This is a genomic window from Candidatus Pantoea formicae (genome assembly GCF_011752625.1).
Lineage (GTDB): Bacteria > Pseudomonadota > Gammaproteobacteria > Enterobacterales > Enterobacteriaceae > Pantoea > Pantoea formicae.
In genome coordinates this window covers 231,676-255,173 of record NZ_VWXD01000004.1, presented here as the reverse complement: position 1 = coordinate 255,173, position 23,498 = coordinate 231,676, and the positions used below count along the sequence as shown (strand labels likewise).

Below are 23,498 nucleotides of genomic sequence, written 5' to 3'. Positions count from 1 at the left end.
TAAGGAATAACTATGGCTATTTATACTCTTCAGGAAGCCTCGTTAGAGTTGCCCGATATATTTAAAGACCGCACAATGAATTTATTCACACTCAGCGAGAATAATGCCAGCGAGTTCACTTTTGTGGTATCACGGGCTTCGGCATCCCATGATGATACTGTGCAGAAAGTTGCTGCAAGAATCCTAAAAGAAATGGGCACGACTGTTGAGGCATTCACCAGCATTACATCAAAAGTTATCACGGTTGATGGCTTGTCCGCTGTTGAGCTCTTTTATCATTTTGAAAATGGTGGCGTTCAGATATGGCAGAAGCAGACCGTAATTCTGCTTGATGAAGAGCTGAGTGGGAAGAAGGTGGTCTGTTATATCGGAACCTGCCCAGGGAAATTCGGTGAATATTATCAAAAACAGTATCAGACGATCATCAACAGTATCCGTTTCAATCATTCTGAAAGTGATATTGAACCCCTCCCCATATCACCCGACTCTACCGATACTTTTTTCTCTCTCGATAATGACACCAAAATCCTCACTGCTCATGAAACGGTCAACTCACTCTATCAGCATGTTGATTTAAAGAGAGCACTGAATGGACATTACTTATTTTTTAATTCAGCGGGTCAGTCACTACATATTGCGGCGCTGAATGATCAAGAACCACTACGTTACGCGTTGTGGACGTCACCGGGAAGGCACAATTCATCTCTATCTGGCGTGATTGACGTTGTTAAGCAATTTGAAGGGCCTGACGAGTTAAACAGCGAAGAGCAAATCAGGGCTTTTTTACAGAGGCATAAGGATGTGTAAGCTATGGCGGAATTCAATGCTGCGCGAGAGCAGGATGACATAGCGCATACTGCATCCAAGGGATGGATGATCGCAGGCCTGATCGGTGGAGCAATACTGGGTGCTGCAGCAGTTGTTGTAACCGGAGGTGCGGCGTTGATCGCCGTATCAGCCGCTGCGGCAGGTGCCTGTGCAGCAGGAGGGATAGGCGAGGTACTGGGTAGTATGTCCTGGGCACCACGACACAACACCGGTAAGCTCGTGTCAGGCTCTCCTAACGTTTTTATTAACAGCAGACCTGCAATACGTGCCCATTTATCGAAAGGCAACTGTGATGAACACAGTGGTTCGCTGCAACTGGTAGCAGAAGGTTCAGACAAGGTTTTTATCAATAATTACCCGGCTGCCCGTATCGGTGACCGTCTAACCTGTAGTGCAGAGATTGCCAGCGGATCCTCGAATGTTTTTATAGGCGGAGGGAAGTACCAGACCGACGACATTAACCCGGAAATTCCCGACTGGGTTAACTGGATAATGATGGGTATAGGTACGGCCGCTGTGGGCGTACTGGCTTCGCCAGCTATAGCTTTACTTGGATTGGCAGGCGCGCTGGGTGGTGGTTATGCCGGTAGTTGGCTCGGTGGAAAACTCTTCGGCGAGGGCTCTGATGGCCAGAAATGGTCTATGCTGGCGGGAAGCTTCATCGGTGGTGCTGCTGGCAGCAAGGGGGGGATGAAGTTTGATGGCTGGCGAGTTGAAAATTCAAAAATCATCGTTGAGAATTTCACAGAACCTAAAATGACCTTAGCAGAAGCTGTAGGTAAAGATACCGCTGATGCTTGGATTGCTCAAGGTAAAGCAAACGCACTCAAAAATGCACCTAAATTGTTGACAAAGTTATCAGATGATCAAATTGGTGCACTCTATGGTTATACTACCAATGAAGGTTATTCTGCAATTAATCCAGCTTTACGTGGCACAACTGAATTAACTCCAAACTTAGAAGCATTTGCTGATCATGCAACCGAAGGCCTTTTAAAGCTACCAACGTATGCAGGAGAAACATCCAGAGGCATATCGGAATTACCCTCATCAGTGTTGAATCAAAATCAAATTGGAAATGTTGTATCTGATCCTGCCTTCATGAGTACATCAGCTAAAGAGCCATTTGCTGGAAATATCAACATTAACATCAAAGGAACTTCTGGAAAAGACATAAACTTTCTTTCACAATATCCCAATGAAGCTGAAGTTTTATACCCACCCGGCACTAAATTTAAAGTAGTAAATCGTGTGGATGTAGATGGGCAGATTTTCTTGAATTATGAGGAGTTATAATGATCGACCTAAGAATGTCAGATTTTGAACTTAAAATTTATGCCAGAAAATATGCTGCTTTGGTTCCAGAAGCCTCACGGCAAATGAAAAATAGAATGTCTTATGATCCGCAGCCAATGCCTGATGAGGTACAGAGTAAACCTGAGTGGATGCAGACAGTAAAACAAAAGAACTCTGACCAGGATGCATTAGATAAAGCAAAAGGGTTGCTTTTTGGGCTTGCTGTAGGTGACGCTGTAGGAACAACTCTCGAATTCCAGCTTCGAGATAAATATAAAATTAATGATATGATTGGAGGAGGGCCTTTTAATCTTAATGCAGGAGAGTGGACCGATGATACTTCAATGGCGCTATGCTTGGCTGAAACTTATATAAATAAAGGATTTTGTGATACCGATTTTTTTAGAGCTAAATTAATTGATTGGTATAAAAATGGACATAATAGTTCAAATGGAACCTGTTTTGATATAGGAAATGCAACTCGTTTTGCTTTGGAACAAGTAATATCTAATGGCCCTGATTGGGTAGGTAATACATCTCCAGATTCAGCGGGTAATGCAGCTCTGATACGTCATGCTCCAGTAGCTATTTTTAGAAGGAAATCTTTTGTTGATGGATGGCGAGATGCGGGTATTCAGAGCATGGCGACCCATTCCGCACCGGAATCGATTAATGCATGTCAGTTTTTAAATGTTGTTCTGCATTATCTACTCAATGGGTATAGTAAGGAAGAGGCTTTTTCTGCACATAAAATGTCAGCGCTAGTTCGCATATTAATAATTAACGCTGGTGAGTATAAACTGAAATCTCGCGATCAAATTAGATCAACAGGTTACGTCATTGACACTTTAGAAGCGGCATTATGGGCTGTTTGGAATACTAATACCTTTAAGGATGCCGTTTTGCTAGCTGCAAATCTTGCTGACGACGCAGACAGCGTAGCAGCTACTGCAGGTCAGCTTGCTGGTGCTTTATATGGTTTCTCAGCTATTCCGAAAGAATGGATCGATAAAATAGTTTATAAAGAAAAAATCATCGACTTTGCCGAAAAGATTTTCATGTTGTCACCAGATGAAATAGACTAGTTTATTTGGGGTCTGAGTTTTTATTCATGTGGAGATGAATAATCCAGATCGAAATAAATTAGAATTTAATTAGATCTCGAAAGGATTTACTTGTTTGGTGATGTAAAATATGCCATTTACATGATAAAGGAAGGGGGGGCTATTTATTAAATGCTGATCGAGTAATTTAATCAAGTGAAATGCATGAGGCGTATTTTGATCGTGATCGACTAAAATAAATCTCACTATTCAAAAGTGAACTTTGGTTACCAATTAAATAAAGAGTTCGATACAGCATATTTTGAGATGGCTAAGTCTTTTTTTATGCAAATTACACAGCATCTCAAACAGGCGGGAGACTTAAAATATTCCACCTCGATCAGACAGATCCCGACTATGAATTAAAAAAACGTTATAAGACCGGGCGTTGGCTTTTATACAACGCTTTCTGAGCTGGCAATTCAAATCCGCACGTTTGATCTCCCATCATAACTTAACCTCTTAAATAAGTTACGGAATCTACTAATATTCTCACGCATCACCGCATAGCTGTCGATGGACGGCCTGCTGTTCTGGAAACGGAAGGGCACCGAGGCGCTTTCCCACCCATTTACGCTGAGGCGGAGTTGCTCTCCACCGACGCGCAGGTAGGTGCGTCAACAGGCACTGCTGCTTATTTTGATGAAACAGATTATTCAGTCACGCTAAAAGACAATGGCAGTTTGCTGTATTATTGGGATTAGCGGGCGAAGTGGATTTGGAATTTTTCATAAATACTCCTACGAGATTTTATTATTAGAAAGGAATGGGGGTTAATTCCGAGAAAGGAGGCGGTGGTGGTGCTATCATCGACGGTTGCGTAACGGTTTTAATTGGCGGATAAGTAAATATGAGGTCAATTTATACATGAAATATTTGGCATTTTTCTTTTTTTGGGTTGTAACAGTATATTATGTTTGGAACGGAAAGGATTTTTATAATAAAAAAGAATGGGCAGGATTTGTTAAGAAGTTTATAGCTGTCCTGGTTGGTATTGTATTGCTTGCCTTTGTGCTTAAAGGAGTAGTGTTAATTATTCCTGGGTTCAGCAATGATCTTGCTGGGGATTTGATGGAGGAAATAGGTGTTTCTTTTATATTTATTCTTGGTATGAAGTATATGATTGTAATGATTTGCACTTTATTCAGTGGCATTATGGACTTTCATAAGAAATATAATGCTGATAATTATACCCGATTTTCACCGGCTGTCAGTAAGTTGGTGCCTGGTATGCTGATCTTTGCAAAATGCGTGGTTTCTCTTGGATCTATAGTGATTTATTACGGTATCTGGCTGGCGAATTAAATCATGAGGAGAAACAAGCTATGAATATTGATATGGACTATGCTTTTCCCCTTACGCCGGGTTTCTCTAAAGAAGAGAGCAAACAGCGCTTCTGGAAATGCCTTTATACATCGGCCAGAGAAGAAATGCTGCATTACTGGGTTGTACTGCCAAAAAGCCTCAGGCCAGCGGAACTGGAACTGGTTACCTTCCATGATGGTGGTTTAACCAATATCGGACGCTATTTAACCACGGATAACTCACCCTGTCTGGAAATTTTGGCCGCATATGACGCTGCCAGTGGGAAATGAATGCGTCTGACTGGCTGTTAAAAAACTTGCCATGATGGGCGAGAAATTCCTGCAATGCCGTCTTGTCGGTAACGTATCGGAAAACAGTATTTTTCGCGGATATATTTACCCCAAAACGCTGAATATTTATGTTCCAGGGTGTGATGTATTATAAATACAAGCTATATCAGATTGTCATGACAAAGCTCCGGAGCGGTAATAACCTGGTTGTCCTGTCAACGCGACAGGATGCGACCAGAAAAAATCTTCAACACTGCCATTTTTATCAGGTCTGATTTCCGGCCAGAACAATATATGGCTGTTTTCGCCTTTTTCTGCACATTAAAGTTGCCCGTCTTTCAGGGCAGCCCATCAATCCAATAAGTTACGGAATCTACATATGTTCTCACGCATCACCGCACAGCTGCCGATGGACGGCCTGCTGTTCTGGAAACTGAAGGGCACCGAGGCGCTCTCCCACTCATTTACGCTGGAGGCGGAGCTGCTGTCTACCGACGCGCGGGTAGACCGCCACGCGCTGCTGGGGCAGCCGGTGACGTTCACGCTGCCGACGCAGAGCCTGCTGAACCCGCGCTACCTGAACGGCAAAATCACCCGGGTGTCGGTGCGTAGCGAGGAGCTGAACGGCACGCGCTACGCGGTGTACGCGCTGACGGTGGAGCCGGACCTGTGGCCGATGAAGCGGGACCGCAACCTGCGCATCTTCCAGGGGCAGACGGTGCCGCAGATAGTGCAGACGCTGCTCAAGGAGTACGGGGTGAACGTGGAGTCGCGGCTGAGCGGCAGCTACCGGGTGTGGGAATACTGCGTGCAGTACCAGGAGAGCAGCTTTGACTTCATCAGCCGGCTGATGGAGCTGGAGGGGATTTACTACGGCTTCCGGCACGAGGCGGAGCGTCACGTGATGGTGCTGTGCGACGCGGCGGACCAGCACCAGGCGTTCCCGGGCTACGAGACGATTGCATACCACGTGACGCCGTCGGGCGGGAGCGTGACGGAGGAGGGCATCAGCCAGTGGTCGCTTGAGGAGAGCGTGACGCCGGGGATGTACAGCACGGACGATTACGACTTCCGCAAGCCGAACGCGTGGATGCTGCAGGCGCGGCAGAACCCGGCGTCGCCGGTGCCGGGTTCGGTGGACGTGTACGACTGGCCGGGTCACTTCGTGGACCACAGCCACGGCGAGTTTTACACGCGCATCCGCCAGGAGGTGTGGCAGGTGGAGCACCACAGCGTGAGCGGTTCTGGCACGGCCACGGGCATCGCGCCGGGCTTTACCTTTTCTATTATCAACGCGCCACACTTCAGCGACAACGGCGAGTACCTGGTGACGTCGGCGCAGTATGACTTCGCGGAGAACAGCTACGCCAGCGGCGACGGGGAAGGCTCAACGCACAACATTACGTTCACGGTGCTGCCAGCGGGAGTGACGTACCGCGCGGCGCCGGCGACGCGGTGGCCGAAGACGCACGGCCCGCAGACGGCGAAGGTGGTAGGTCCGAAGGGGGAGTCCATCTGGACGGACCGCTACGGCCGGGTGAAGGTGAAGTTCCACTGGGACCGCCTGGCGAAGGGCGACGACACCAGCTCGTGCTGGGTGCGCGTCTCGAGCGCGTGGGCGGGCCAGGGGTTTGGCGGAGTGCAGATACCGAGGGTGAACGACGAGGTGGTGGTGGACTTCATCAACGGCGACCCGGACCGTCCGCTGATAATCGGAAGGGTGTACAACGAGGCGAGCATGCCGCCGTGGGCGCTGCCAGCGGCGGCGACGCAGATGGGATTCCTGAGCCGTTCGAAGGACGGTAATGCAGACACGGCGAATGCGCTGCGGTTTGAGGATAAGGCGGGTGAGGAGCAGGTCTGGCTCCATGCTGAGAAGAATATGGATACCGAGGTGGAGAATGATGAGACCCATCTCGTTGGCAACAATCGCACCAAAACCATTGATGGTAATGAAACCACCGAGGTGAAAAAGAATCGCACCGAGACGGTCGATCAAAACGAGACCATCACCGTCCATCAGAATCGCACTGAAACCGTGGATGGCAACGAAACGATCATGATTCACAGTAATCGTACCGAGACGGTCGACCAGAACGAAAATGTGCGCATCGGTCAGAATCAGTCCGTTACGGTTAACGGCAATCAGACGCTTAAAGTCGATCAGGCGAAAGCCGAGACGATTGCGCTGGCATCCATGCTGAATGTTGGTCTGGCACAGAACACTAATATTGGGGCGGCATATGTGCTTAATGTCGGTGCTGGCTGGATGACCAATGTGGGTGCGATGCAAATGCACAATGTTGGCATGAAGTACTCACTCAATACCGGTCGTGATATCGGTCTCTCAGCAGGAACGTCAGCGGAGTTCAGCGCAGAGGACAAAATTACGCTGGTGTGCGGCGAATCCATGATTGTGCTTGAGCAGAATGGGACCATTACTCTCAGCGCCAACAAAATTAAGTTGGTGGGTGAGAAGGTTATCGACATCGACGGAACGCAGATTGATATCAACTGATTATGGAAAATTTCGTTAATTACAGCGCATTCCCTGCGCAGCTGTTTGACTCAATCGATCAGCACGATCACGGCTTTAGTGTCGTGGTGGCGCGTGTCAGTTATGACCTTGATGTTAACAACGGCAAACTTACCTTAGCTGACGATCAGGGTGAACTGGTTGAACAGGATGAGTATTACGATGAACCGGGCAAAAGCAGTGTGCGTCTGGAGAGTGATCTGGCACCTTACAAGCCCCGCCTTGATGTCGTTATCAACGGAACGGCATGGGCACCGCAAGATAAAGCGGTGCGCCAGTTTACCGTTGGGGTACGTATAGGTGACTTCACGCGTTTGCTGAATGTGTATGGCCCACGCGAATGGCGCAAAATGGTGGCGAGCTGGCAACTGACCGAGGCCAAAGCCATAGCCAGCCTGGATCTACGGTATGAATATGCTCAGGGTGGCTTTTATCGGTCAGAAGAGGGCGAGGAATTTGCCTCGGCGGCAAATCATGTTGGTATGGGGTGGTTGTCTTCGAAGGCACAGAAGCAACTGAAATTGCAACGCGTGCCCGCTCCTCAGTTTGAGTTGTTGCCTCAGCCCATTAAGCACATCGACGATGAAAATCTTCCCGCAGGTTTCGGATTTTACGGGCGAGGGTGGAAACCGAGGCTTAATTTTGCCGGAACTTACGATGATGCCTGGAAACAGCATCGTCATCCTTTCCTACCTGAAGATTTTCGCTTTGATTACTGGTGCGGCGCACATCCATGGATGCAGTTCCCTTTACCTAAGCCTTTATCGCATGTGCCCGTAACACTCAAGAACCTCATATCACATCAGGAAAAAGCGGGGCAGGAGATCAGTTTTTCTGTGCCCGTTGAGACTTTATTTGCCTTCATCACTACGCAGCAAGGGGCTGGGGTCGCCTATGATTTGCAGCTCGACACCCTCGTTATCGACCTGCCAAGCCGTAAAGTGCATTGTAGCTACCGTGCTGTTTTCTCGGAGCAATTAGATGCGGCGATGACAGAATTGCGTTTTATTGCTGCCGATGAACGTACTGCGATGGTTAAGCATGCTCAGAAGCAACTGACTGATGCGCAGGATGACAGTTTTACCCCGTTGCCGCCATCACTGGTGGCGCTTGTATCGCAGGAGCAACGCCATGGCTGAAAACTATGCCGCTCGCAAGGACGGCGCCTATAAGGTGGTAGGACTGCTGCCAGACCTTTGTTTTACGCCGGGAATTGTGCCGCCAGTGCCTTACCCGGTGACCGCCACACTTTCTCCCTCGAAGAGCACGGTTGATAGCGTGCGCTTTAATGGCCATCCGGCATTTGTGTATGACATAAGCTTTGTGCCTACCACCATTGGTGACGCAGCCGGGCGCAATAAAGGTGTGGTCAGTGGCACCGTCGAAGGGGATTGCTGGTCGATCGAACACAGTCCAGATACCTACATAGGCGGCTTCCCCGTCAACCGTGTGCAGGACATCTTTGCCATGAACGGCAAAGCTAAAGGTGGGCGTGGTGGACACCTGACAAAGAAAGAAACGTGGGAACGGCGTAAGGCGCTGATTGCTAGGGGTAAGCAGAGTGCAGACCCAAAAGTGCGTGCTGCGGCGGAGCGATTAGAACTAAATAATACTGGTATGGAAAAAGCGAGATTGGCAGATTATGTCTATGAGCCTCGCAACCCTAAAGAACAAACTCCGCCTATTCCTGATGGTTGGAAAGATGTTAGTAATGATCCCGAAGCATTAGCGCAATATGGTTTATCTCCCAGAGATCTAGAAGCGCCGGGTGCTCCGCAATTTAAAGCTAAAGTTTATGCCCCAGATAAAAATGTTTTTGGCGATGATATGTCTGCTTCAGTTGTTTTTAGGGGGACACAATCCGGTCCGGACTGGGCTGCGAATGCTCGTCAAGCCATAAATATCCCTACACCCTACTATAAACAGTCTGTGAGAATCGCATCACAATTGGAGAACAGCACTGCCAAAATTGATTGCGTAGGCCACTCGTTGGGAGGCGGGATGGCATCCGCTTGTTCAAGAGGTAGTGGTAAGCCTGGTTGGACTTTCAATGCTGCAGGGTTAAATAAAAATACAATTATTAAGTATGGTGGTAACTCGATAAATATCACTACAGAAAATGAAAATATTAACGCTTACAGAGTAAAAGGCGAGGTTTTAACTGCCCTACAGGAGCCCGGAATATGGGGAGCTGCATTGGTTGCCGCACTAGGAGGAATTGGGGCTCTACTCGGCGGTATTGTCGGGGGTGCGTTAGGTGCTGCGCTAGGTACAGTTATAGCTGCTTTGCCCTCTGCACTTGGGTTAAAACATGACATGGATGGCGGTAAAGGAGATCCCGTTAATAGACATTTCATGAGTCAAGTTATACCCTGCATTGAGGCTGAAAAAAGTGTCGATGAAGATATATTAGATGTATTCTGAGGATGATATGATAAAACTTGTTAGAAAGGTTTTGAAAATAATTCCACTAATTGCTTTTTTTTCAATAATTAATGTTGGGTGTGCAAGCATGAATACCTCTTCTCCAGAAAATTACTTCAGTGGCAGCCAGTTGCAACTTGCACAAGAGATTAAAGCTGGAAAAAAAGATGAAGTGCTTAGCTTTATACCTCAGGTTGATCTTAACAAACCTGGCAATCAGAATATGACATTGTTGATGTATTCTCTTCTTTCAGCTAGTGATAATAAGACTAAGGGAAGCTTTGAGATTGTTTCAGCGTTAGTTAAAGCGGGTGCTGATCCGCTATATAATATACCTGACTATGGTAGTGCGGCTGAAGTGATGGCAACCTCCGATGATCCGCGTTATTTAAAAGCACTTATTGATGGCGGGTTAGACAAAAATGCAATAAGTAATTATCGCCCATTGATCATAAATGCCACATCAGAACACTCAAGGAAAGTGTTGGAATATCTAGTTGAGATTGGTGCTGATGTTGATAACCCCGATTCTGCTGGTAAAACTGCACTTATGGTCGGACTGGGTAGTTACGATTTGGATGAAGTGGAATATCTATTGTCTCACGGCGCTAATCCAAATATTAAAAATAAAGCTGGGTGGGGGTTTAGAGAGATGCTACAGAAGAAACTGACAAAAGGAAGTGATGATGTAACTGAAAGGAAGTTAAATGAAATTAAAAATCTTGCTGAAAGTAAGGGGATGAAAAGATTTTGATTTTTATTTTCATAAAATGAGTGGAAGTCAAAGTGATAGCTTGCCGTTTTTTTGGTGTCTTTTGATGTCTATTTTTTTAGTTATTTCAATTGGGTGCCCTGCAATGAAAAATAAGTCAGCAGAATACTATTTTTCAGGTGAAAGACTCATTCTCGCTCAGGCAATTTCATCGGGTGACTTATATAATGTTACCCAGCTTGCAGCACACACCCATCTGAATGAGCCAGGAAAGGAAGATATGACGCTGCTTTTTTATGCTATTCAATCTGGGGTAGGGAGAAAGAATCATCAGTTAAACATCATCTCTCAACTCGTTAAGGACGGTGCTGACCCGCTCCAGGATGTCCCCGATATGGGAAGTGTTGCCGAAGTATTAGCTACTTCACCCTATCCAGCTTATATGAAAGCTTTGTTAGATGGCGGAATGAGTGCTAATGCGAAAATTATGGGCCGTCCTGTATTCTATCGAGCTGCAACCGATAAGACCTTATCCACGCTCGCACTAATGGTAGAGAGAGGCGGGAATATTAATCAAGGTGATGGGCTGGGAAGGCCTGTTTTGATGCATGCACTAGATGGAATGCAATTAGATACTGTTGAATGGTTGTTAAACCACGGCGCTAACCCCAATGCCATTGAGACCAATACTGGTTGGTCTTTCATGAGACAACTTGATGATGTTATTGCGCGTAACAAAGGTGATGTGGGCGTTACACATAAAAAATTGATGGAAATTCTTCAGTTAGCGAAACAAAAAGGTGGGAAGGAATAATTTAAATCTTTACGGTTCTTGAGGGTATCTAAAATAGGTGGTGACAAGGAGGTTTTGTATGCGTCTGACTCGTATGATTTTTTCTATTCTGATGTTTTCATTGTCTTTCTCAGGTATGAGCTTTGGTGAAAGTAACTGGATGCCAGAGGGTTACTTTAATGGCAATCAGCTAAAACTGGCTAATGAAATAAAAAATGGCAGACTGGAAGAAGTAAAGATTTGGGCCCGTGTCACTGATTTGAACTCTCCTGGCCGTAAAGGGATGACTCTTCTAATGTATTCTCTATTGGTGGCGTCTGATGGGAATAGCGATGTTAGCCTTGGAATAATTACTCAACTGGTAAAAGCTGGGGCCGATCCTTTATCTAACATTCCCGAATATGGCAGTGCTGCTGATGCAATGGCTCGTTCAAATGACCCTCGCTATCTAAAAGCGCTCATTGCGGGTGGACTTGATAAAAACGCTGTTAGTAGCGCACGCCCGCTAATAATGAATGCTACGTCAGTAAACTCAATGCCGGTACTAGAGTATCTTGTGGGAATTGGTGCAGACGTAAACAAACCTGATACCGCGGGTAAAACTGCACTCATCTTTGGTTTGACAAGAATGGATTTGAACCAGGTTGAGTATTTATTGCAACACGGTGCGAATCCTAACGTTGTGACAAAAGCAGGTTGGAGTTTTAAAGACTTACTTGATGATATGCTTAAAAAAGAAGGGAAAGGTAACGATGCAACTTCAAGGAAATTGCATGAGATTAAAAAATTGGCCATCTCGAAAGGGATGTGAGATTTAATACTTTATGAAAAAAGCTAAGCTTCTTTTAGGGTTAGACTTATACCCACATGTTCTGAAACTTATAGGTCTAATGACGTTGATGCTTTTTATTTCTGAAGTCAGTATGGCTAAAAATAATTCAGCGGAAGTGTTCTTCACTGGTACCCAACTGACTCTGGCCCAAGCTATTGCAAAGGGTGATGAGCACGAAGTTGAAATACTCAGTGGTCATACTGATTTAAACCGCCCTGGTGCTAAGGATATGACATTACTATTTTTTGCAATGCAATATGCTTTTGGTAAAAATGCGAAAAGTCTCGATATTGTCACTGGTCTGGTTCGAGCGGGTGCAAATCCATTGCAGCAAGTTCCTGATTTGGGGAGTGCAGCTGAAGCTTCTGGCAAATCAGATGACCCTGTATTTATGGCGGCGCTAATAAAAGGTGGCATGAGCCCGAATGCTGAAGTGGACGATACGCCCATTATATTCTCAACAGCATCGGAACACAGCCAGAGAGTGATGGCTTATCTGGTTAGCAAAGGTGCAGATGTAAACAAAAAAGACTCTTTGGGTCAAACTGTATTAATTGAGTCACTTTCAGGATTTCAGTTGGATAACGTAATCTGGTTACTACAGCATGGTGCAGACCCTCGGGTAACCACTGACAATGGATGGGGTTTCAATAATATGTTGAGTAAGATTATTGCTCGGCAGTCCAATGTGAAAAATTCGGAAAAATTAGAGCTGGTCAGAAAATTGGCTATCAGTAAAGGTATGAAGTGGCCACCCGCAGATTATTAATGGTATTTTTCGAGGAGAGAATGTGAATGAGGAAAAATCTGCCTAACTTACTGGTCTCATCGTTATGTATTCTCTTCTCATCATTAAGCCCAGCTATGAAAAATCATCCTCCAGAATATTATTTTTCAGGCGAACAACTCATCCTTGCTCAAGCTATTGTATCTGGCAATCTAAATTGTGTGATCCGGCTTGCTCCACATACCCGGCTTAATGAGCCGGGGAAACAAGATATGACGCTGCTTTTTTTTGCTATTCAATCTGGTTTTAATAGAAAGCTTAATCAATTGAATATCATCTCTCAATTAGTCAAAGAGGGTGCTGATCCATTTCAAGATATTCCCGATATGGGAAGTGTTGCCGAGATCGTTGCGACATCACCGCATTCTGAATTCATGCAAGCTCTCATTGATGGAGGCATGAATATCAATGTGAAAATTCTGGGGCAACCACTGCTTCATGATGCAGCCTCGGATAATACTCTAAACACGATGAAGTTGATGGTAAATCGTGGCGCAGACGTGAATGCGACTGACTCTTTGGGCAAACCAACGATTATGCAGGCATTGGATGGAATGCAATTAGATACTGTGGAATGGCTGTTAAACCACGGTGCTAATCCCAATGCTATTGAGACCAATACTGGTTGGTCTTTTATGCGTCAGTTGAATGATGTGATTGAACGTAATAAGGGTGGTGCAGAAAGAACGCAAAGTAAGCTAATGAAAATTCGTCAGCTATCTATAGTTAAAGGTGGCGTAATTTAATTAATAAAAACTTTAATGTTGGTATTTTAATCTCACCATTTAAATAGATGGTTTTGTTTTTATTTAAATCTTCGTTTTATCTCCCTCTCCTAATTAAATGAATTTCCCGCATGGAGCTCTAATGGCAACCGGAAATACAATTGGTAAATTACAATATGCGCCTGCACCGCAAGGCCAAGTAACGGCGGGCAGTGCCAACCCGCCTAAAAAGAAAAGCTGGTGGAGTCAATACAGTGACTGGGTACATACCGGTCTTGATGTGCTTGGTGCGGTACCCATTATTGGCGCCGTTGCGGATGGCGCTAATGCCGCGATTTATACCGCTGAAGGCGATTATGGTAATGCTGCGATGTCGGCCGCTTCGGCGGCCGCTAACTTTGTACCCGGCGGTGGCGCCGCTTTCAAAGCAGGTAAGCTGGCGGCTAAAGCTGGGAAAGCCGTGGAAGCGGCAAAAGTGGGCAAAAGTATTGCCAAAGAAGGTGCTGAACTGGCCGAGAAAACGGCTGTAAAAGCAGAAACGACTGCAGCTAAAGCTGAAACTAAAGCAGCAAAAAAAGAAGCTGGCGACGTTATCAAAGCCAAAAAAGCTGGCAGCGAGAAAGGAGGAAGTGATAAAGGGAAAGGCCAAAAAAATACAGAGCCCTGTAAAATCCCACAGAGACCTTTACCGCAGGTTGATATGGCGATTGGTAGCCCAGTTAACCCAATGCTGGGTATCAAACTGCTATTTGATGCGGAAGACAATGATTTCTCGTTTCCCGCATCGGTGCCGCTTAACTGGCAGCGTTACTACTTTTCCGATGAGATCGGTAACGGCTGGTTGGGGCAGGGCTGGTCACTGCCTTTCTCTCAGGAAGTCCGTAAAAACGATCAGTTACTGGTGCTGATAGATGAGCAGGGCCGTGAAATTGATTTTCCCTATCCGCAAGCGGGCCGCGCAGCCCAACTGCATCGCTATGAGCAACTGTCGCTCTCCCAGCCACAACCCGGCGAATTCTGCGTATCTACAGCAGACGAAAGTATGCACTGGCACTTTGGTCATCAGGCAGAATCGGGGCGCTGGCTGCTCTCGGCGATAAGCGATCGTTATGGTAATCGTCTTTCATTGCAGTACAGCACTGAGCATCTGCCGACTCTCATTACTGATAGCGCAGGTCGACGTTTCAATATCCGCTTTAGCCAGATCAAACTTGCCGACGACACCGTAGTCGAGCGTATCACTGGCGTCAGCGTGTGCCATCCATCCGATCCCCTCAACGCAGAGAAACTCTGTAGCTATGACTACTCAGCACAGGGTGATCTGATTGCCGTACGCAACCAGCATGATCAAATACTGCGTGAATTCCGTTATCGCAATCATGTGATGGTGGCACATCGTCGTGCGGGGGAGATGGAGTGTTTTTATCACTACGACAAACATGCGCCTGATGGAAAAGTGCTGGCGCATCGCGATAGTCTCGGTGGTGAGTGGCACTTTGAATATGCTAAAGGCTCCACTACGGTCACCGATGCACTGGGGCGGATTACGCAGTATAACTTTGATGACCATCAGGAACTCATCGGCTATCGCGATCCCATGGGTGGTTATATTCGCATCAAGCGCAACGTGCGTGGGCAGATGACGCAACTCACCGACCAAGCCGGACGAGTAACACGTTATCGTTATGATGAGCGCGGCAACTGCACAGCAGTGACGGAGGCAGACGGACAGACGACCCGCTTTGATTACCATGAGCGCTGGAATCTCCCGGTACGCGTCACCGATATGCTAGGCGGTACGCGAGAATACCATTATGACGTTGCGGGTAGCCTGATTCGCTTTATGGATGAGATTGGCCGCATCACTGAATACAACCACGACGACCGTGGCAACCTCGTGCGTATACGCGATGCAGCCGCCGGCGTGCAGAAACTGAGCTGGAACAGTGCTGATTTTCTCATTAGCCATACTGACTGCTCGGGTCACACAACAACCTTCGATTACGATAAGTATGGCTGGCTGAAGCAGCAGATCGACGCTGCTGGTCACTGCACCACCTTCTATAACCGTCTTGATGGCTTACCACAGAGCATAGTTCATGCTGACGGTGGGAGTGAGCGCTTTGAGTTCGATCGCTGGCAGCGATTAACAGCCTGGCATGATGCTCAAGGGCAATCTACACGCTGGACGCTGGCGGGAGACGGTTTACCGCTCACGCGCACTGACGCGCTGGGGCATCAGGTTAATTATGAATATGACCGTGTACGTCGCCTGACTTCACTTATTAATGAAAATGGAGCGAGCTACCGCTTCAGTTACGATGCCCGCGATAATCTGATCGAGGAGCAAGGTTTTGACGGCTGCACGACACGCTATGAGTTTGATGAAGGTGGTTATCCGCAGGCCCGCATAGAGGACGGTGATGGTAGTGGGCCGGTTATTCGTACTCGCTACCGTCGCGATGATGCTGGCCGCCTGCTGGAGAAGCTGGTAGCGCGTGGAGGCGAGGCTGACTGGCAGCGGACACGATATCGCTACGACGCTCTTGGCCGCCTTACATCAGGAGTCAACCACGGTGGCCGCGTGGAGCTGGAGTGGGATGGTGCCGGACAACTGTTAACGGAACGCAACCTGATTCGCGGAGCCAGCCATGAACTGCGTCATCAGTATGATGAGCTGGGTAACCGCACGCTTACCGCATTGCCGGATGGTCGCGAGCTGAAGCACTTTTACTATGGCAGCGGCCATCGAATTCAGGTCAATCTCGGTAGCCGCGTTATCAGTGAAAGTGAGCGGGATGCGTTACACCGCGAAGTTCGTCGTACGCAAGGCACATTAACCAGTGATTACGTACACGACGAGATGGGCCGACTGGTGACCCAGCGGGCGGGACGCGGTGGAAAGACGGCAGTAGCGCGAGATTATGTATGGCGGCGTGACGGCCAGTTGATGCAGATGGTAGACAAATACACCGGCGACCACCGTTATGAATATGATGCTGTGGGACGTCTGACGCAGGCTGGTGATGAGCGGTTTTCTTTTGACCCCGCGCACAATCTGCTGAGCAATATGCAGGCGCAGCCACTGCAGGATAACCGCCTGCGGGTGTTCGAGGATAAGCGCTGGGATTACGATAGTTTTGGTAATGTCACAGAGAAACGCAGTGGCCGGCATACGGTGCAGCAGTTTGACTGGAATCCAGAGCACCAGTTGGCAGAAGCAATCAGCTCGCGGAACGGCACTGAACAGCGTACCACCTATGGCTACGATGCGTTTGGTCGCCGTAGCTGGAAGCGCGATGCATTTGGCATCACGAGCTTCATCTGGGACGGCAACCGTCTGCTGAGCGAAGTCCGTGGTTCCCGCCAGCACCTGTGGATATATGAAGACGAAAGCTTCGTGCCGATGGCGCAGGTGAGTCTGCAGGATGGCGAGACCGAACACGAAGCGCAGGTCTACTGGTATCACAACGATGTTTCTGGGATGCCACGAGAGCTGACGGGCACCGATGGCAATGTCGCCTGGCGAGCAGAGTATCGTGTATGGGGCAATACGGTTCGTGTTAAACAGGACGAGATACGCCACAGTGAACCGGTATATCAGCCGTTGCGCTATCAGGGTCAGTACTACGATGCGGAAACGGGTTTGCACTATAACCGGTTCAGATACTATGATCCGGATGTGGGCCGATTTGTAAGCCAAGATCCGATAGGGCTGAACGGCGGGTTAAACTTATACCAGTACGCACCGAACCCGCTGAACTGGATCGACCCGCTGGGGTTGCAAAAATGCGATCCTTTGGACAGAAATGAATGGAAAATCACGAAAGGAAATACTGATAAGGTAGTTCAACATGGAAAGTTTGGAAAAATATATCGAAGCAAATCAGATGGCCTATGGTGGTCGAAAGATACTGCTGGACATGGTGGTTCTGAATGGAAAGTATTTAAAGAAACCAAAACAGGACTCGAGTGGTTCCGGGATGCTGATAAGCATGGTGATTTTATACTTGGCAAGCATAAAGGCGATACTGGAAAGTATATTTCTTGGAAAGAATTAAAAGGAGTGGATTTTTAATATGATAAGGTCAGCTAAAGAATTTGTATTGCTAAGAGAAAGTGATGATCCTTTTGATTACAGAAGAGCTGCTGAAGAAGAAGCAACTGAAGAAATTTGGCTAGATGTGATTAGAAATTATCCTAACATGAAGAGTTGGGTGGCACACAATAAGACTGTCCCATTAGAGATCTTAAATGTTTTAGCCAATGATGTTGATCCTGATGTTCGATATTCAGTCGCGATGAAAAAAAAATTAAGTTTGGAAATATTCAAGCGATTAGCTAGTGATGAAGACTATTCTGTTCGTTTATGCATAGCTAAGAATAAGAAAGCACCAAGCTCCATATTGGAAATGCTGTCTAATGATCCAGAAGAAGACATTAAAAATCTTGCTAATGAGAATTTTTCAAAAATAAAAACAAAATGATTTAACCTTTGAGTGATTTTAATTTTTATGCAAACAATTAAGCGATATTCAATGCGATTCCTCCATGAATCACATAAAGTGTTGATTCATTAATTACAAATTTATTATTTTTAATCTACTAACGTTAAAGGATTTTATAATGAAAAAATCGATCTTATAAACATCTTAATATCTAATAGGGATGTTTTAGCGAGCACATATTTAAGCCTATGCGCATTATCCGCTGAACGCTCGCTGGGGTTGCAGAGCAATGCTCTCATGAAAATGTACCTAACTGGATTCCTAATGGCTATAAGCATGTTTCACCTAAAATTTTAACTTGGAAAGACGTTATTAAATCGACAAGGTCAGACCCAGCCAAATATGAGCTTGGGACTGATATAGAGTCATTTTGAATGAATGGTTCATTAAAATGGTGAGCCGGTAAGTAATGGAAATCTTGGAAAGTTAAATATATGGGTGAATTATTATAGCAAGTGATGGTAAAGGAAATTGAGGGACGATTCATGGATGCCATGTACCTCAAAATGAATTTATGAGGCTTATAAAATGATTAATATGGATTTTACCACCAAGGGTGGAATTGTGACATTTGATGATTTTCATATTGATGAAAAACAACCATTGGAGAATTTCTTAGAAGATTTAAAAGAAGATATGCTCCAAGTTGAGTTTCCATCTGGATTTATTTTAGATATTGGATGGAGACCATCATTTAACATTCAGGGGAGTTTTTTTGTTTCCCTAATTAAAAATTATGATTGGGAAACGCCAATGTTCAGTGATTCAGCAAGCAATATCGAAGTGCTCAAATTGAAAGTGTTTGAAGCTATTAGGTTAGTGTGACAATTGTCAGGTAATTAATTGCGGGTGTTATTACTTTACATGCTATGTTGGCGATATTTTTTTGATTGATTTTTTATAATTGTAAAAAATAATGAGCTATTTTATAACCAAATGAATAAAAATTTAGTTAACTACCAGAGAAGATTCCACTACGATCTAAAACTTAGTCGTATAATGCAATAAGATCCGATAGGGCTAAACGGTGGGTTAAACTTATACCAGTACGCACCGAATCCGCTGAACTGGATCGACCCGCTGGGCTTGAGTAAGTGTAATCCTAGTGAAAAACCGGGACCAAACATTCCTGGGCGAATTGCTGAAACTTTTGATAAAGGAATTTATAAAAACAGACAGCTTTCCAGAGATGAAACTTTCTTTAAATACCATGGGCTAGATAACAGAACAGGAAGAAAGATTTATTGGTTAACAAATGAAAAATACAACTCCGAACAATTATTACGAGAGAAACTAGCAATCCGTCATGACTGGGGAGTGAACATAACACATGTGTCAGAATTTAAGGTTCCGAAGGGTACATGGGTAAGTGAAGGTCCTGCAGCTGCTCAGGGAGCTTGATATCCTGGTTTAGGATATCAAGCTGTGGTATCTAATCTTCCCCGAACATGGGTTGTTAAAACTATGAGGGTTCTTTGGTGAAGGATTTAAATAATTTAATAAAATCACTCGAAAAAATAATATCCGAGCTTAATGCGAGTGGTAAAGTTAAGTCAGCGATTTTTTTTACTATTCGTTATGATGAAATAATGAAGTACGGTGATAAAGTTTCTAGTGAAACAATTGAAGCACTATCAACATGCAGAGCTATGTCTCAATATGCAAATTTCTCTCAAAAAGAAGAGATGCTGCTAGATGATGTCGTAGATAATGCAATAGTGGTTAAAAACAAGGCTCCATAATAATAACCGGAAGCGATCTTAACGATCCTTCCAGCTTTGTTGAATAAATCAAACTTTTGCTGAGTTGAAGGATCAGATCACGCATCATCCTGATAATGCAGGCAGTTTCGTAGCAAAGCAGAAGTTCAAAATCATCAACTGGTGCAACTACAACAAGGCCCTGATTGATCGTGGTTCCATCACTTTCTGGCTGGATGATGAGGCGATTCAAGCCTGGTATGAGTCAGCAACGCCCGCATCACGCGGACGGCCTCAGCGCTATTCAGACCTTGCCATCACCACCACCACCATTCTGGTGATTAAACGCGTATTTAGGCTGACCATGCGAGCCACTCAGGGCTTTATTGATTCCATTTTTTGCCTGATGGGTGTCCCACTGCGCTGCCCGGACTACAGCAGCGTCAGCAAACGGGCAAAGTCGGTTAATTTCAGTTTTAAAGCGCCCACCCGGGGTGAAATAGCCCATCTGGTGATTGATTCCACAGAGCTGAAGGTCTTTGGCGAAGGTGAGTGTAAAGTACAAAGAACGCCGTCGTATCTGGCGTAAACTGCATCTGGCTGTTGATGCGAGTACATATGAAGTCATCTGCGCGGACCTGTCACTGAACAACGTCACGGAAGCTGAAGCTTTCCCGGCGCTTATCCGGCAGAACCATCGAAAAATCAGGTCAGTGGCGGCGGGCGGCGCTTACGATACGAGACGATGTCATGACGAACTGCGTCGTAAGAAAATCAGCACACTCATCCCTACCCGAAAGGGAGCGGGCTACTAGCCAGGTGAGTATGCAGCCCGCAGTCGTGCTGTTGCTCATCAACGGCTGAGCGGGAGCAATGCCCAGTGGAAATGGACAAAGGATTACAACCGTCGGTCAATAGCGGAAACGGCATGTACAGGGTAAAGTAGTTGTTCGGTGGTTCGCTGACGCAGCGTGATTACGATGCGCAGGTTGCAGAGGCTATGGCCATGGTGCGTACGCTGAACAAAATGACGTGGGGAGGTATGCCAAAAAGCGTAGGTATTATCTGACAACTGCAACCGACTACGAAGATGCCTGCCCCAAATCTGATTTTTTCAACAAAGCCCATATCGATCTGAGACGTTGATAGTGGTGATGGCTGTATTGCCACTGGCCGTACCAATTATTAAGTTGACGGTTGGTTTTTATATGGAGAGTGTTTGTAGTGAATTACATCGGTTTTGTTATATTTTTTACAATGGCGTTGATATATTTATGGAATGGAAAGGATTTTTTTAACAAGAAAGATTGATTTCTTTTTATTGTAAAGATTATATGTGTGTTGATATTTACTGCCCTGCTTGGTCGAGTTATGCATGATTTTATAATAGCATGGAAGATTGGAATAATAGAATCAGCAAAACACTTCACTACCGCGTTGGGTTTATCGCTGCTGTCCGTACTTGGGATTAAATTTATGGTGGTTATGCTGTGTGCGATTTTCAAAAGCATAATGAGGTTCCATGAAAAATATAATCAACAACACTATGATAAGTTGGTTTCTATTTCAAATACACTATCTTCTCCTCTTTTTATCTTGGCAAAATGTGTGATTTCCTTTGGCAGTGTGCTCATTTTCTACGGGATCTGGCTGGCATAATTATTAAGATTAAATTAAAGTTTTGAAGACTTTTGACATCAACTACGATTTTTCGATTAAATCGGCTCCAGTAAAGCTGAAACTGAGCAGGATTTTTGGAAAATCGACAGGTATTGATGTGAATTCAGTCCTTAAAAAAATAGGTTCCTTAAAGAAGATAAAATTGTAGTTCCTAGTCCGGTCTCTAGCAGTGATATTCTTGGAGTTCCCCCAGTCAATCGGGATGGCAGTTTTGTCAGTTAAAGTTTTATCAAACTATTGAGGAGATGTTATGAATGTTGTCAAAATAAAATATCTTTTTGAAGGTGTTGTTTCAGAGGGGTGTGTTGCATTATTTTATGGTGCGAATTTTTCTTTAGAATAATCCTGCCCAGAAAAGTCTGTGTATGTATTGAAGGTGATGGATAAATCAATAATCTATTGTTGCAAGGGTGAAAAGATCAATCTTGTTCCCTCGAGAATGAGTCGGCAGATGAGTAGAGGGATGAGTGCCTATGAAACTACGTTAGGGGAACAAGCCAGAAAAGATAGCCTTGTAAATATATTTGATTTTGAGAGTGATAATTTGGCTGTAGATCCTATTCAACAAGATGAATACAAAGAAAAATGGTATTTTTCTTTAACTAATTGATTATCATTTCATTTGCCATGTGGTATTCTCCAGGTATCTGGAGTTGATTGTTTCTACGATTCATGTGGTGTTAGTATCGTTTTAGATAAATTTTTCAATTGTCGATGCTGATAAAAATGGAGTGTTTATGATCGACTTACGTAACAACCTTTCCGTTCTTGCTCAGTATGTTTCTGAGTACTACTCAGCAAACTATCCTGAGGGTCATTCACCGAAAGAGATAAGCCTTGTTGATCATAAAATTAATTACACATCTTGGTTGAATACAAACGTAGTTTTGCCACAGTGGCTGCAGTCTTTTACCTATCATAATAATGACGAAATACTACGTGATCGAGCGATCGGAGCATTAGCAGGGCTAGCTATTGCTGATGCTGTTGGGACGACACTGGAATTTTCAGCCCGAGATGAACGAACGATTGATGATATGGTGGGTGGCGGCCCCTTCAATCTCAAACCGGGTGAGTGGACTGACGACACCACTATGGCTTTGTGCCTTGCTGAAACATACCTGTCTAAAAAATCTTTAGACTTAACGGACTTTCGCAACCGAATGGTTAACTGGTATCACTTCGGGGTTAATAGCGTAAATGGACGGTGTTTCGATATTGGTAATGCCACTAGATATGCTCTTGATGAATATCTGAAGTTCGGATCTGAGTGGTTTGGTAATACAGGGGTTAATTCAGCTGGCAATGCGGCAATTATTCGTTTATCTCCGTGCGCCATATTCAATCGGTATTCGTTATTAAACACGCTATTCGATGCAGAACAACAAAGTAAAGCAACACATGGTGCTGTGGAATCCCTGGATTGCAGTCGCCTCTTAGGATTGATTTTGTATCACTTACTCAATGGTGCTGATAAATATCAGGCATTATCAGCTCATATCATTCCTCTCAATGCACGAACTGCTTTAATCAATGCCGGAGAATATAAAAACAAAACTCGTGATGAGATTCGCTCCAGCGGTTATGTCATTGACACACTTGAAGCCGCTTTATGGGCCGTTTGGCATACTGATAATTTTCGGGATGCGATTTTGCTGGCAGCAAATTTAGGTGATGATGCTGATAGTGTCGCTGCAACCACCGGTCAGATAGCGGGTGCATTATATGGCTATTCAGGAATTCCTGTTGAATGGAAAGAGAAATTAGCAGAAGGCGAGCGCATAGTCGAAATGGGCAAGTTATTGTTTAAGTTTTCCCCATGTGGTTATGCCCAGTAACAATTTCGGAGATTACTCCCAAATTGCGCGCTGCCAGCACGTTGGCGAAACATTCCTGGCAGCTAATAACCACTGATGAGCAGTTACCAAAACTTCCGACACCTCGTCGTGTAGGACTTACCTTAGTGTGACGAACGAGAT

Annotated in this window: 21 protein-coding genes and 1 pseudogene; all 22 read left to right on the top strand. The window is 45.4% G+C overall.

The genetic code is table 11. The annotated features are described in order from the left end of the window. Positions 1 to 12 precede the first annotated feature (12 nt). The 22 genes and pseudogenes from F3J38_RS13690 to tri1 (F3J38_RS13585) all read left to right on the top strand — a co-directional run bounded on the left by F3J38_RS13690 (position 13) and on the right by tri1 (F3J38_RS13585) (position 23,357). Positions 13 to 807 (top strand): DcrB-related protein, encoded by a 795-nt coding sequence (locus F3J38_RS13690; protein ID WP_167139215.1) that lies wholly within the window; start codon positions 13 to 15, stop codon positions 805 to 807. A 3-nt stretch (positions 808 to 810) separates the two neighbouring features. Next, the gene (locus F3J38_RS13685) at positions 811 to 2,124 is read left to right on the top strand and encodes a PAAR domain-containing protein (protein WP_167139213.1); all 1,314 of its coding nucleotides are present in this window, start codon (positions 811 to 813) and stop codon (positions 2,122 to 2,124) included. After that, positions 2,124 to 3,209 (top strand): ADP-ribosylarginine hydrolase Tri1, encoded by a 1,086-nt coding sequence (gene tri1, locus F3J38_RS13680; RefSeq protein WP_167139211.1) that lies wholly within the window; start codon positions 2,124 to 2,126, stop codon positions 3,207 to 3,209. The genes F3J38_RS13685 and tri1 (F3J38_RS13680) overlap by 1 nt, the downstream gene beginning before the upstream one ends. 885 nt (positions 3,210 to 4,094) lie before the next feature. Further along, positions 4,095 to 4,532, top strand: a complete 438-nt coding sequence (locus F3J38_RS13675; protein ID WP_167139209.1) for a hypothetical protein — start codon at positions 4,095 to 4,097, stop codon at positions 4,530 to 4,532. Positions 4,533 to 4,552: 20 nt separating this feature from the next. After that, on the top strand, positions 4,553 to 4,822 hold the full coding sequence (locus tag F3J38_RS13670) for a hypothetical protein (protein WP_167139207.1): 270 nt from the start codon (positions 4,553 to 4,555) through the stop codon (positions 4,820 to 4,822). A 379-nt stretch (positions 4,823 to 5,201) separates the two neighbouring features. Next, entirely contained in the window at positions 5,202 to 7,340 is a 2,139-nt protein-coding gene (locus F3J38_RS13665) for a type VI secretion system Vgr family protein (protein WP_167139205.1), read from the top strand. 2 nt (positions 7,341 to 7,342) lie between these two features. After that, complete coding sequence (locus F3J38_RS13660) at positions 7,343 to 8,497, top strand: DUF2169 family type VI secretion system accessory protein (protein WP_167139203.1); 1,155 nt, start codon at positions 7,343 to 7,345, stop codon at positions 8,495 to 8,497. Next, a complete protein-coding gene (locus F3J38_RS13655; RefSeq protein WP_167139201.1) occupies positions 8,490 to 9,782 on the top strand; it encodes a DUF4150 domain-containing protein in 1,293 nt (430 codons plus the stop codon). The genes F3J38_RS13660 and F3J38_RS13655 overlap by 8 nt, the downstream gene beginning before the upstream one ends. Before the next feature lie 7 nt (positions 9,783 to 9,789). Then, complete coding sequence (locus F3J38_RS13650; protein ID WP_240155973.1) at positions 9,790 to 10,536, top strand: ankyrin repeat domain-containing protein; 747 nt, start codon at positions 9,790 to 9,792, stop codon at positions 10,534 to 10,536. A gap of 64 nt (positions 10,537 to 10,600) precedes the next feature. Continuing rightward, positions 10,601 to 11,308 (top strand): ankyrin repeat domain-containing protein, encoded by a 708-nt coding sequence (locus F3J38_RS13645; protein WP_240155972.1) that lies wholly within the window; start codon positions 10,601 to 10,603, stop codon positions 11,306 to 11,308. A 58-nt stretch (positions 11,309 to 11,366) separates the two neighbouring features. Continuing rightward, positions 11,367 to 12,098: an ankyrin repeat domain-containing protein gene (locus tag F3J38_RS13640; protein WP_240155970.1), complete on the top strand. Its 732-nt coding sequence runs from the start codon at positions 11,367 to 11,369 to the stop codon at positions 12,096 to 12,098. Between the two features lie 13 nt (positions 12,099 to 12,111). Beyond that, positions 12,112 to 12,888: an ankyrin repeat domain-containing protein gene (locus tag F3J38_RS13635; protein ID WP_240155969.1), complete on the top strand. Its 777-nt coding sequence runs from the start codon at positions 12,112 to 12,114 to the stop codon at positions 12,886 to 12,888. A 26-nt stretch (positions 12,889 to 12,914) separates the two neighbouring features. Then, the gene (locus F3J38_RS13630; RefSeq protein WP_369411001.1) at positions 12,915 to 13,652 is read left to right on the top strand and encodes an ankyrin repeat domain-containing protein; all 738 of its coding nucleotides are present in this window, start codon (positions 12,915 to 12,917) and stop codon (positions 13,650 to 13,652) included. 121 nt (positions 13,653 to 13,773) lie between these two features. Next, positions 13,774 to 17,709: an RHS repeat-associated core domain-containing protein gene (locus F3J38_RS13625; RefSeq protein WP_240155968.1), complete on the top strand. Its 3,936-nt coding sequence runs from the start codon at positions 13,774 to 13,776 to the stop codon at positions 17,707 to 17,709. 1 nt (position 17,710) lies between these two features. After that, positions 17,711 to 18,118: a HEAT repeat domain-containing protein gene (locus F3J38_RS13620; protein ID WP_167139199.1), complete on the top strand. Its 408-nt coding sequence runs from the start codon at positions 17,711 to 17,713 to the stop codon at positions 18,116 to 18,118. Positions 18,119 to 18,667: 549 nt separating this feature from the next. Beyond that, on the top strand, positions 18,668 to 18,964 hold the full coding sequence (locus tag F3J38_RS13615; RefSeq protein WP_167139198.1) for a hypothetical protein: 297 nt from the start codon (positions 18,668 to 18,670) through the stop codon (positions 18,962 to 18,964). 261 nt (positions 18,965 to 19,225) lie between these two features. Further along, positions 19,226 to 19,540: a hypothetical protein gene (locus tag F3J38_RS13610; RefSeq protein WP_240155967.1), complete on the top strand. Its 315-nt coding sequence runs from the start codon at positions 19,226 to 19,228 to the stop codon at positions 19,538 to 19,540. 77 nt (positions 19,541 to 19,617) lie between these two features. After that, positions 19,618 to 19,881 carry a hypothetical protein gene (locus F3J38_RS13605; RefSeq protein WP_167139196.1) on the top strand — a complete coding sequence of 88 codons (264 nt, stop codon included), beginning with the start codon at positions 19,618 to 19,620 and terminating at the stop codon, positions 19,879 to 19,881. Positions 19,882 to 19,945: 64 nt separating this feature from the next. Continuing rightward, positions 19,946 to 20,908: pseudogene (locus tag F3J38_RS13600) on the top strand (IS5 family transposase). 269 nt (positions 20,909 to 21,177) lie between these two features. After that, entirely contained in the window at positions 21,178 to 21,498 is a 321-nt protein-coding gene (locus F3J38_RS13595) for a hypothetical protein (RefSeq protein WP_167139194.1), read from the top strand. A 484-nt stretch (positions 21,499 to 21,982) separates the two neighbouring features. Beyond that, the gene (locus F3J38_RS13590) at positions 21,983 to 22,129 is read left to right on the top strand and encodes a hypothetical protein (protein WP_167139192.1); all 147 of its coding nucleotides are present in this window, start codon (positions 21,983 to 21,985) and stop codon (positions 22,127 to 22,129) included. A 127-nt stretch (positions 22,130 to 22,256) separates the two neighbouring features. Next, the gene (tri1, locus tag F3J38_RS13585; RefSeq protein WP_167139190.1) at positions 22,257 to 23,357 is read left to right on the top strand and encodes an ADP-ribosylarginine hydrolase Tri1; all 1,101 of its coding nucleotides are present in this window, start codon (positions 22,257 to 22,259) and stop codon (positions 23,355 to 23,357) included. Positions 23,358 to 23,498: the final 141 nt, after the last annotated feature.

What these genes read in the sequence shown, in the direction of transcription:
- F3J38_RS13690 (WP_167139215.1), top strand. Translation starts at nt 13, where the DNA reads ATGGCTATTTATACTCTTCAGGAAGCCTCGTTAGAGTTGCCCGATATA.
- F3J38_RS13685 (WP_167139213.1), top strand. Translation starts at nt 811, where the DNA reads ATGGCGGAATTCAATGCTGCGCGAGAGCAGGATGACATAGCGCATACT.
- tri1 (WP_167139211.1), top strand. Translation starts at nt 2,124, where the DNA reads ATGATCGACCTAAGAATGTCAGATTTTGAACTTAAAATTTATGCCAGA.
- F3J38_RS13675 (WP_167139209.1), top strand. Translation starts at nt 4,095, where the DNA reads ATGAAATATTTGGCATTTTTCTTTTTTTGGGTTGTAACAGTATATTAT.
- F3J38_RS13670 (WP_167139207.1), top strand. Translation starts at nt 4,553, where the DNA reads ATGAATATTGATATGGACTATGCTTTTCCCCTTACGCCGGGTTTCTCT.
- F3J38_RS13665 (WP_167139205.1), top strand. Translation starts at nt 5,202, where the DNA reads ATGTTCTCACGCATCACCGCACAGCTGCCGATGGACGGCCTGCTGTTC.
- F3J38_RS13660 (WP_167139203.1), top strand. Translation starts at nt 7,343, where the DNA reads ATGGAAAATTTCGTTAATTACAGCGCATTCCCTGCGCAGCTGTTTGAC.
- F3J38_RS13655 (WP_167139201.1), top strand. Translation starts at nt 8,490, where the DNA reads ATGGCTGAAAACTATGCCGCTCGCAAGGACGGCGCCTATAAGGTGGTA.
- F3J38_RS13650 (WP_240155973.1), top strand. Translation starts at nt 9,790, where the DNA reads ATGATAAAACTTGTTAGAAAGGTTTTGAAAATAATTCCACTAATTGCT.
- F3J38_RS13645 (WP_240155972.1), top strand. Translation starts at nt 10,601, where the DNA reads ATGTCTATTTTTTTAGTTATTTCAATTGGGTGCCCTGCAATGAAAAAT.
- F3J38_RS13640 (WP_240155970.1), top strand. Translation starts at nt 11,367, where the DNA reads ATGCGTCTGACTCGTATGATTTTTTCTATTCTGATGTTTTCATTGTCT.
- F3J38_RS13635 (WP_240155969.1), top strand. Translation starts at nt 12,112, where the DNA reads ATGAAAAAAGCTAAGCTTCTTTTAGGGTTAGACTTATACCCACATGTT.
- F3J38_RS13630 (WP_369411001.1), top strand. Translation starts at nt 12,915, where the DNA reads ATGAGGAAAAATCTGCCTAACTTACTGGTCTCATCGTTATGTATTCTC.
- F3J38_RS13625 (WP_240155968.1), top strand. Translation starts at nt 13,774, where the DNA reads ATGGCAACCGGAAATACAATTGGTAAATTACAATATGCGCCTGCACCG.
- F3J38_RS13620 (WP_167139199.1), top strand. Translation starts at nt 17,711, where the DNA reads ATGATAAGGTCAGCTAAAGAATTTGTATTGCTAAGAGAAAGTGATGAT.
- F3J38_RS13615 (WP_167139198.1), top strand. Translation starts at nt 18,668, where the DNA reads ATGATTAATATGGATTTTACCACCAAGGGTGGAATTGTGACATTTGAT.
- F3J38_RS13590 (WP_167139192.1), top strand. Translation starts at nt 21,983, where the DNA reads ATGAGTGCCTATGAAACTACGTTAGGGGAACAAGCCAGAAAAGATAGC.
- tri1 (WP_167139190.1), top strand. Translation starts at nt 22,257, where the DNA reads ATGATCGACTTACGTAACAACCTTTCCGTTCTTGCTCAGTATGTTTCT.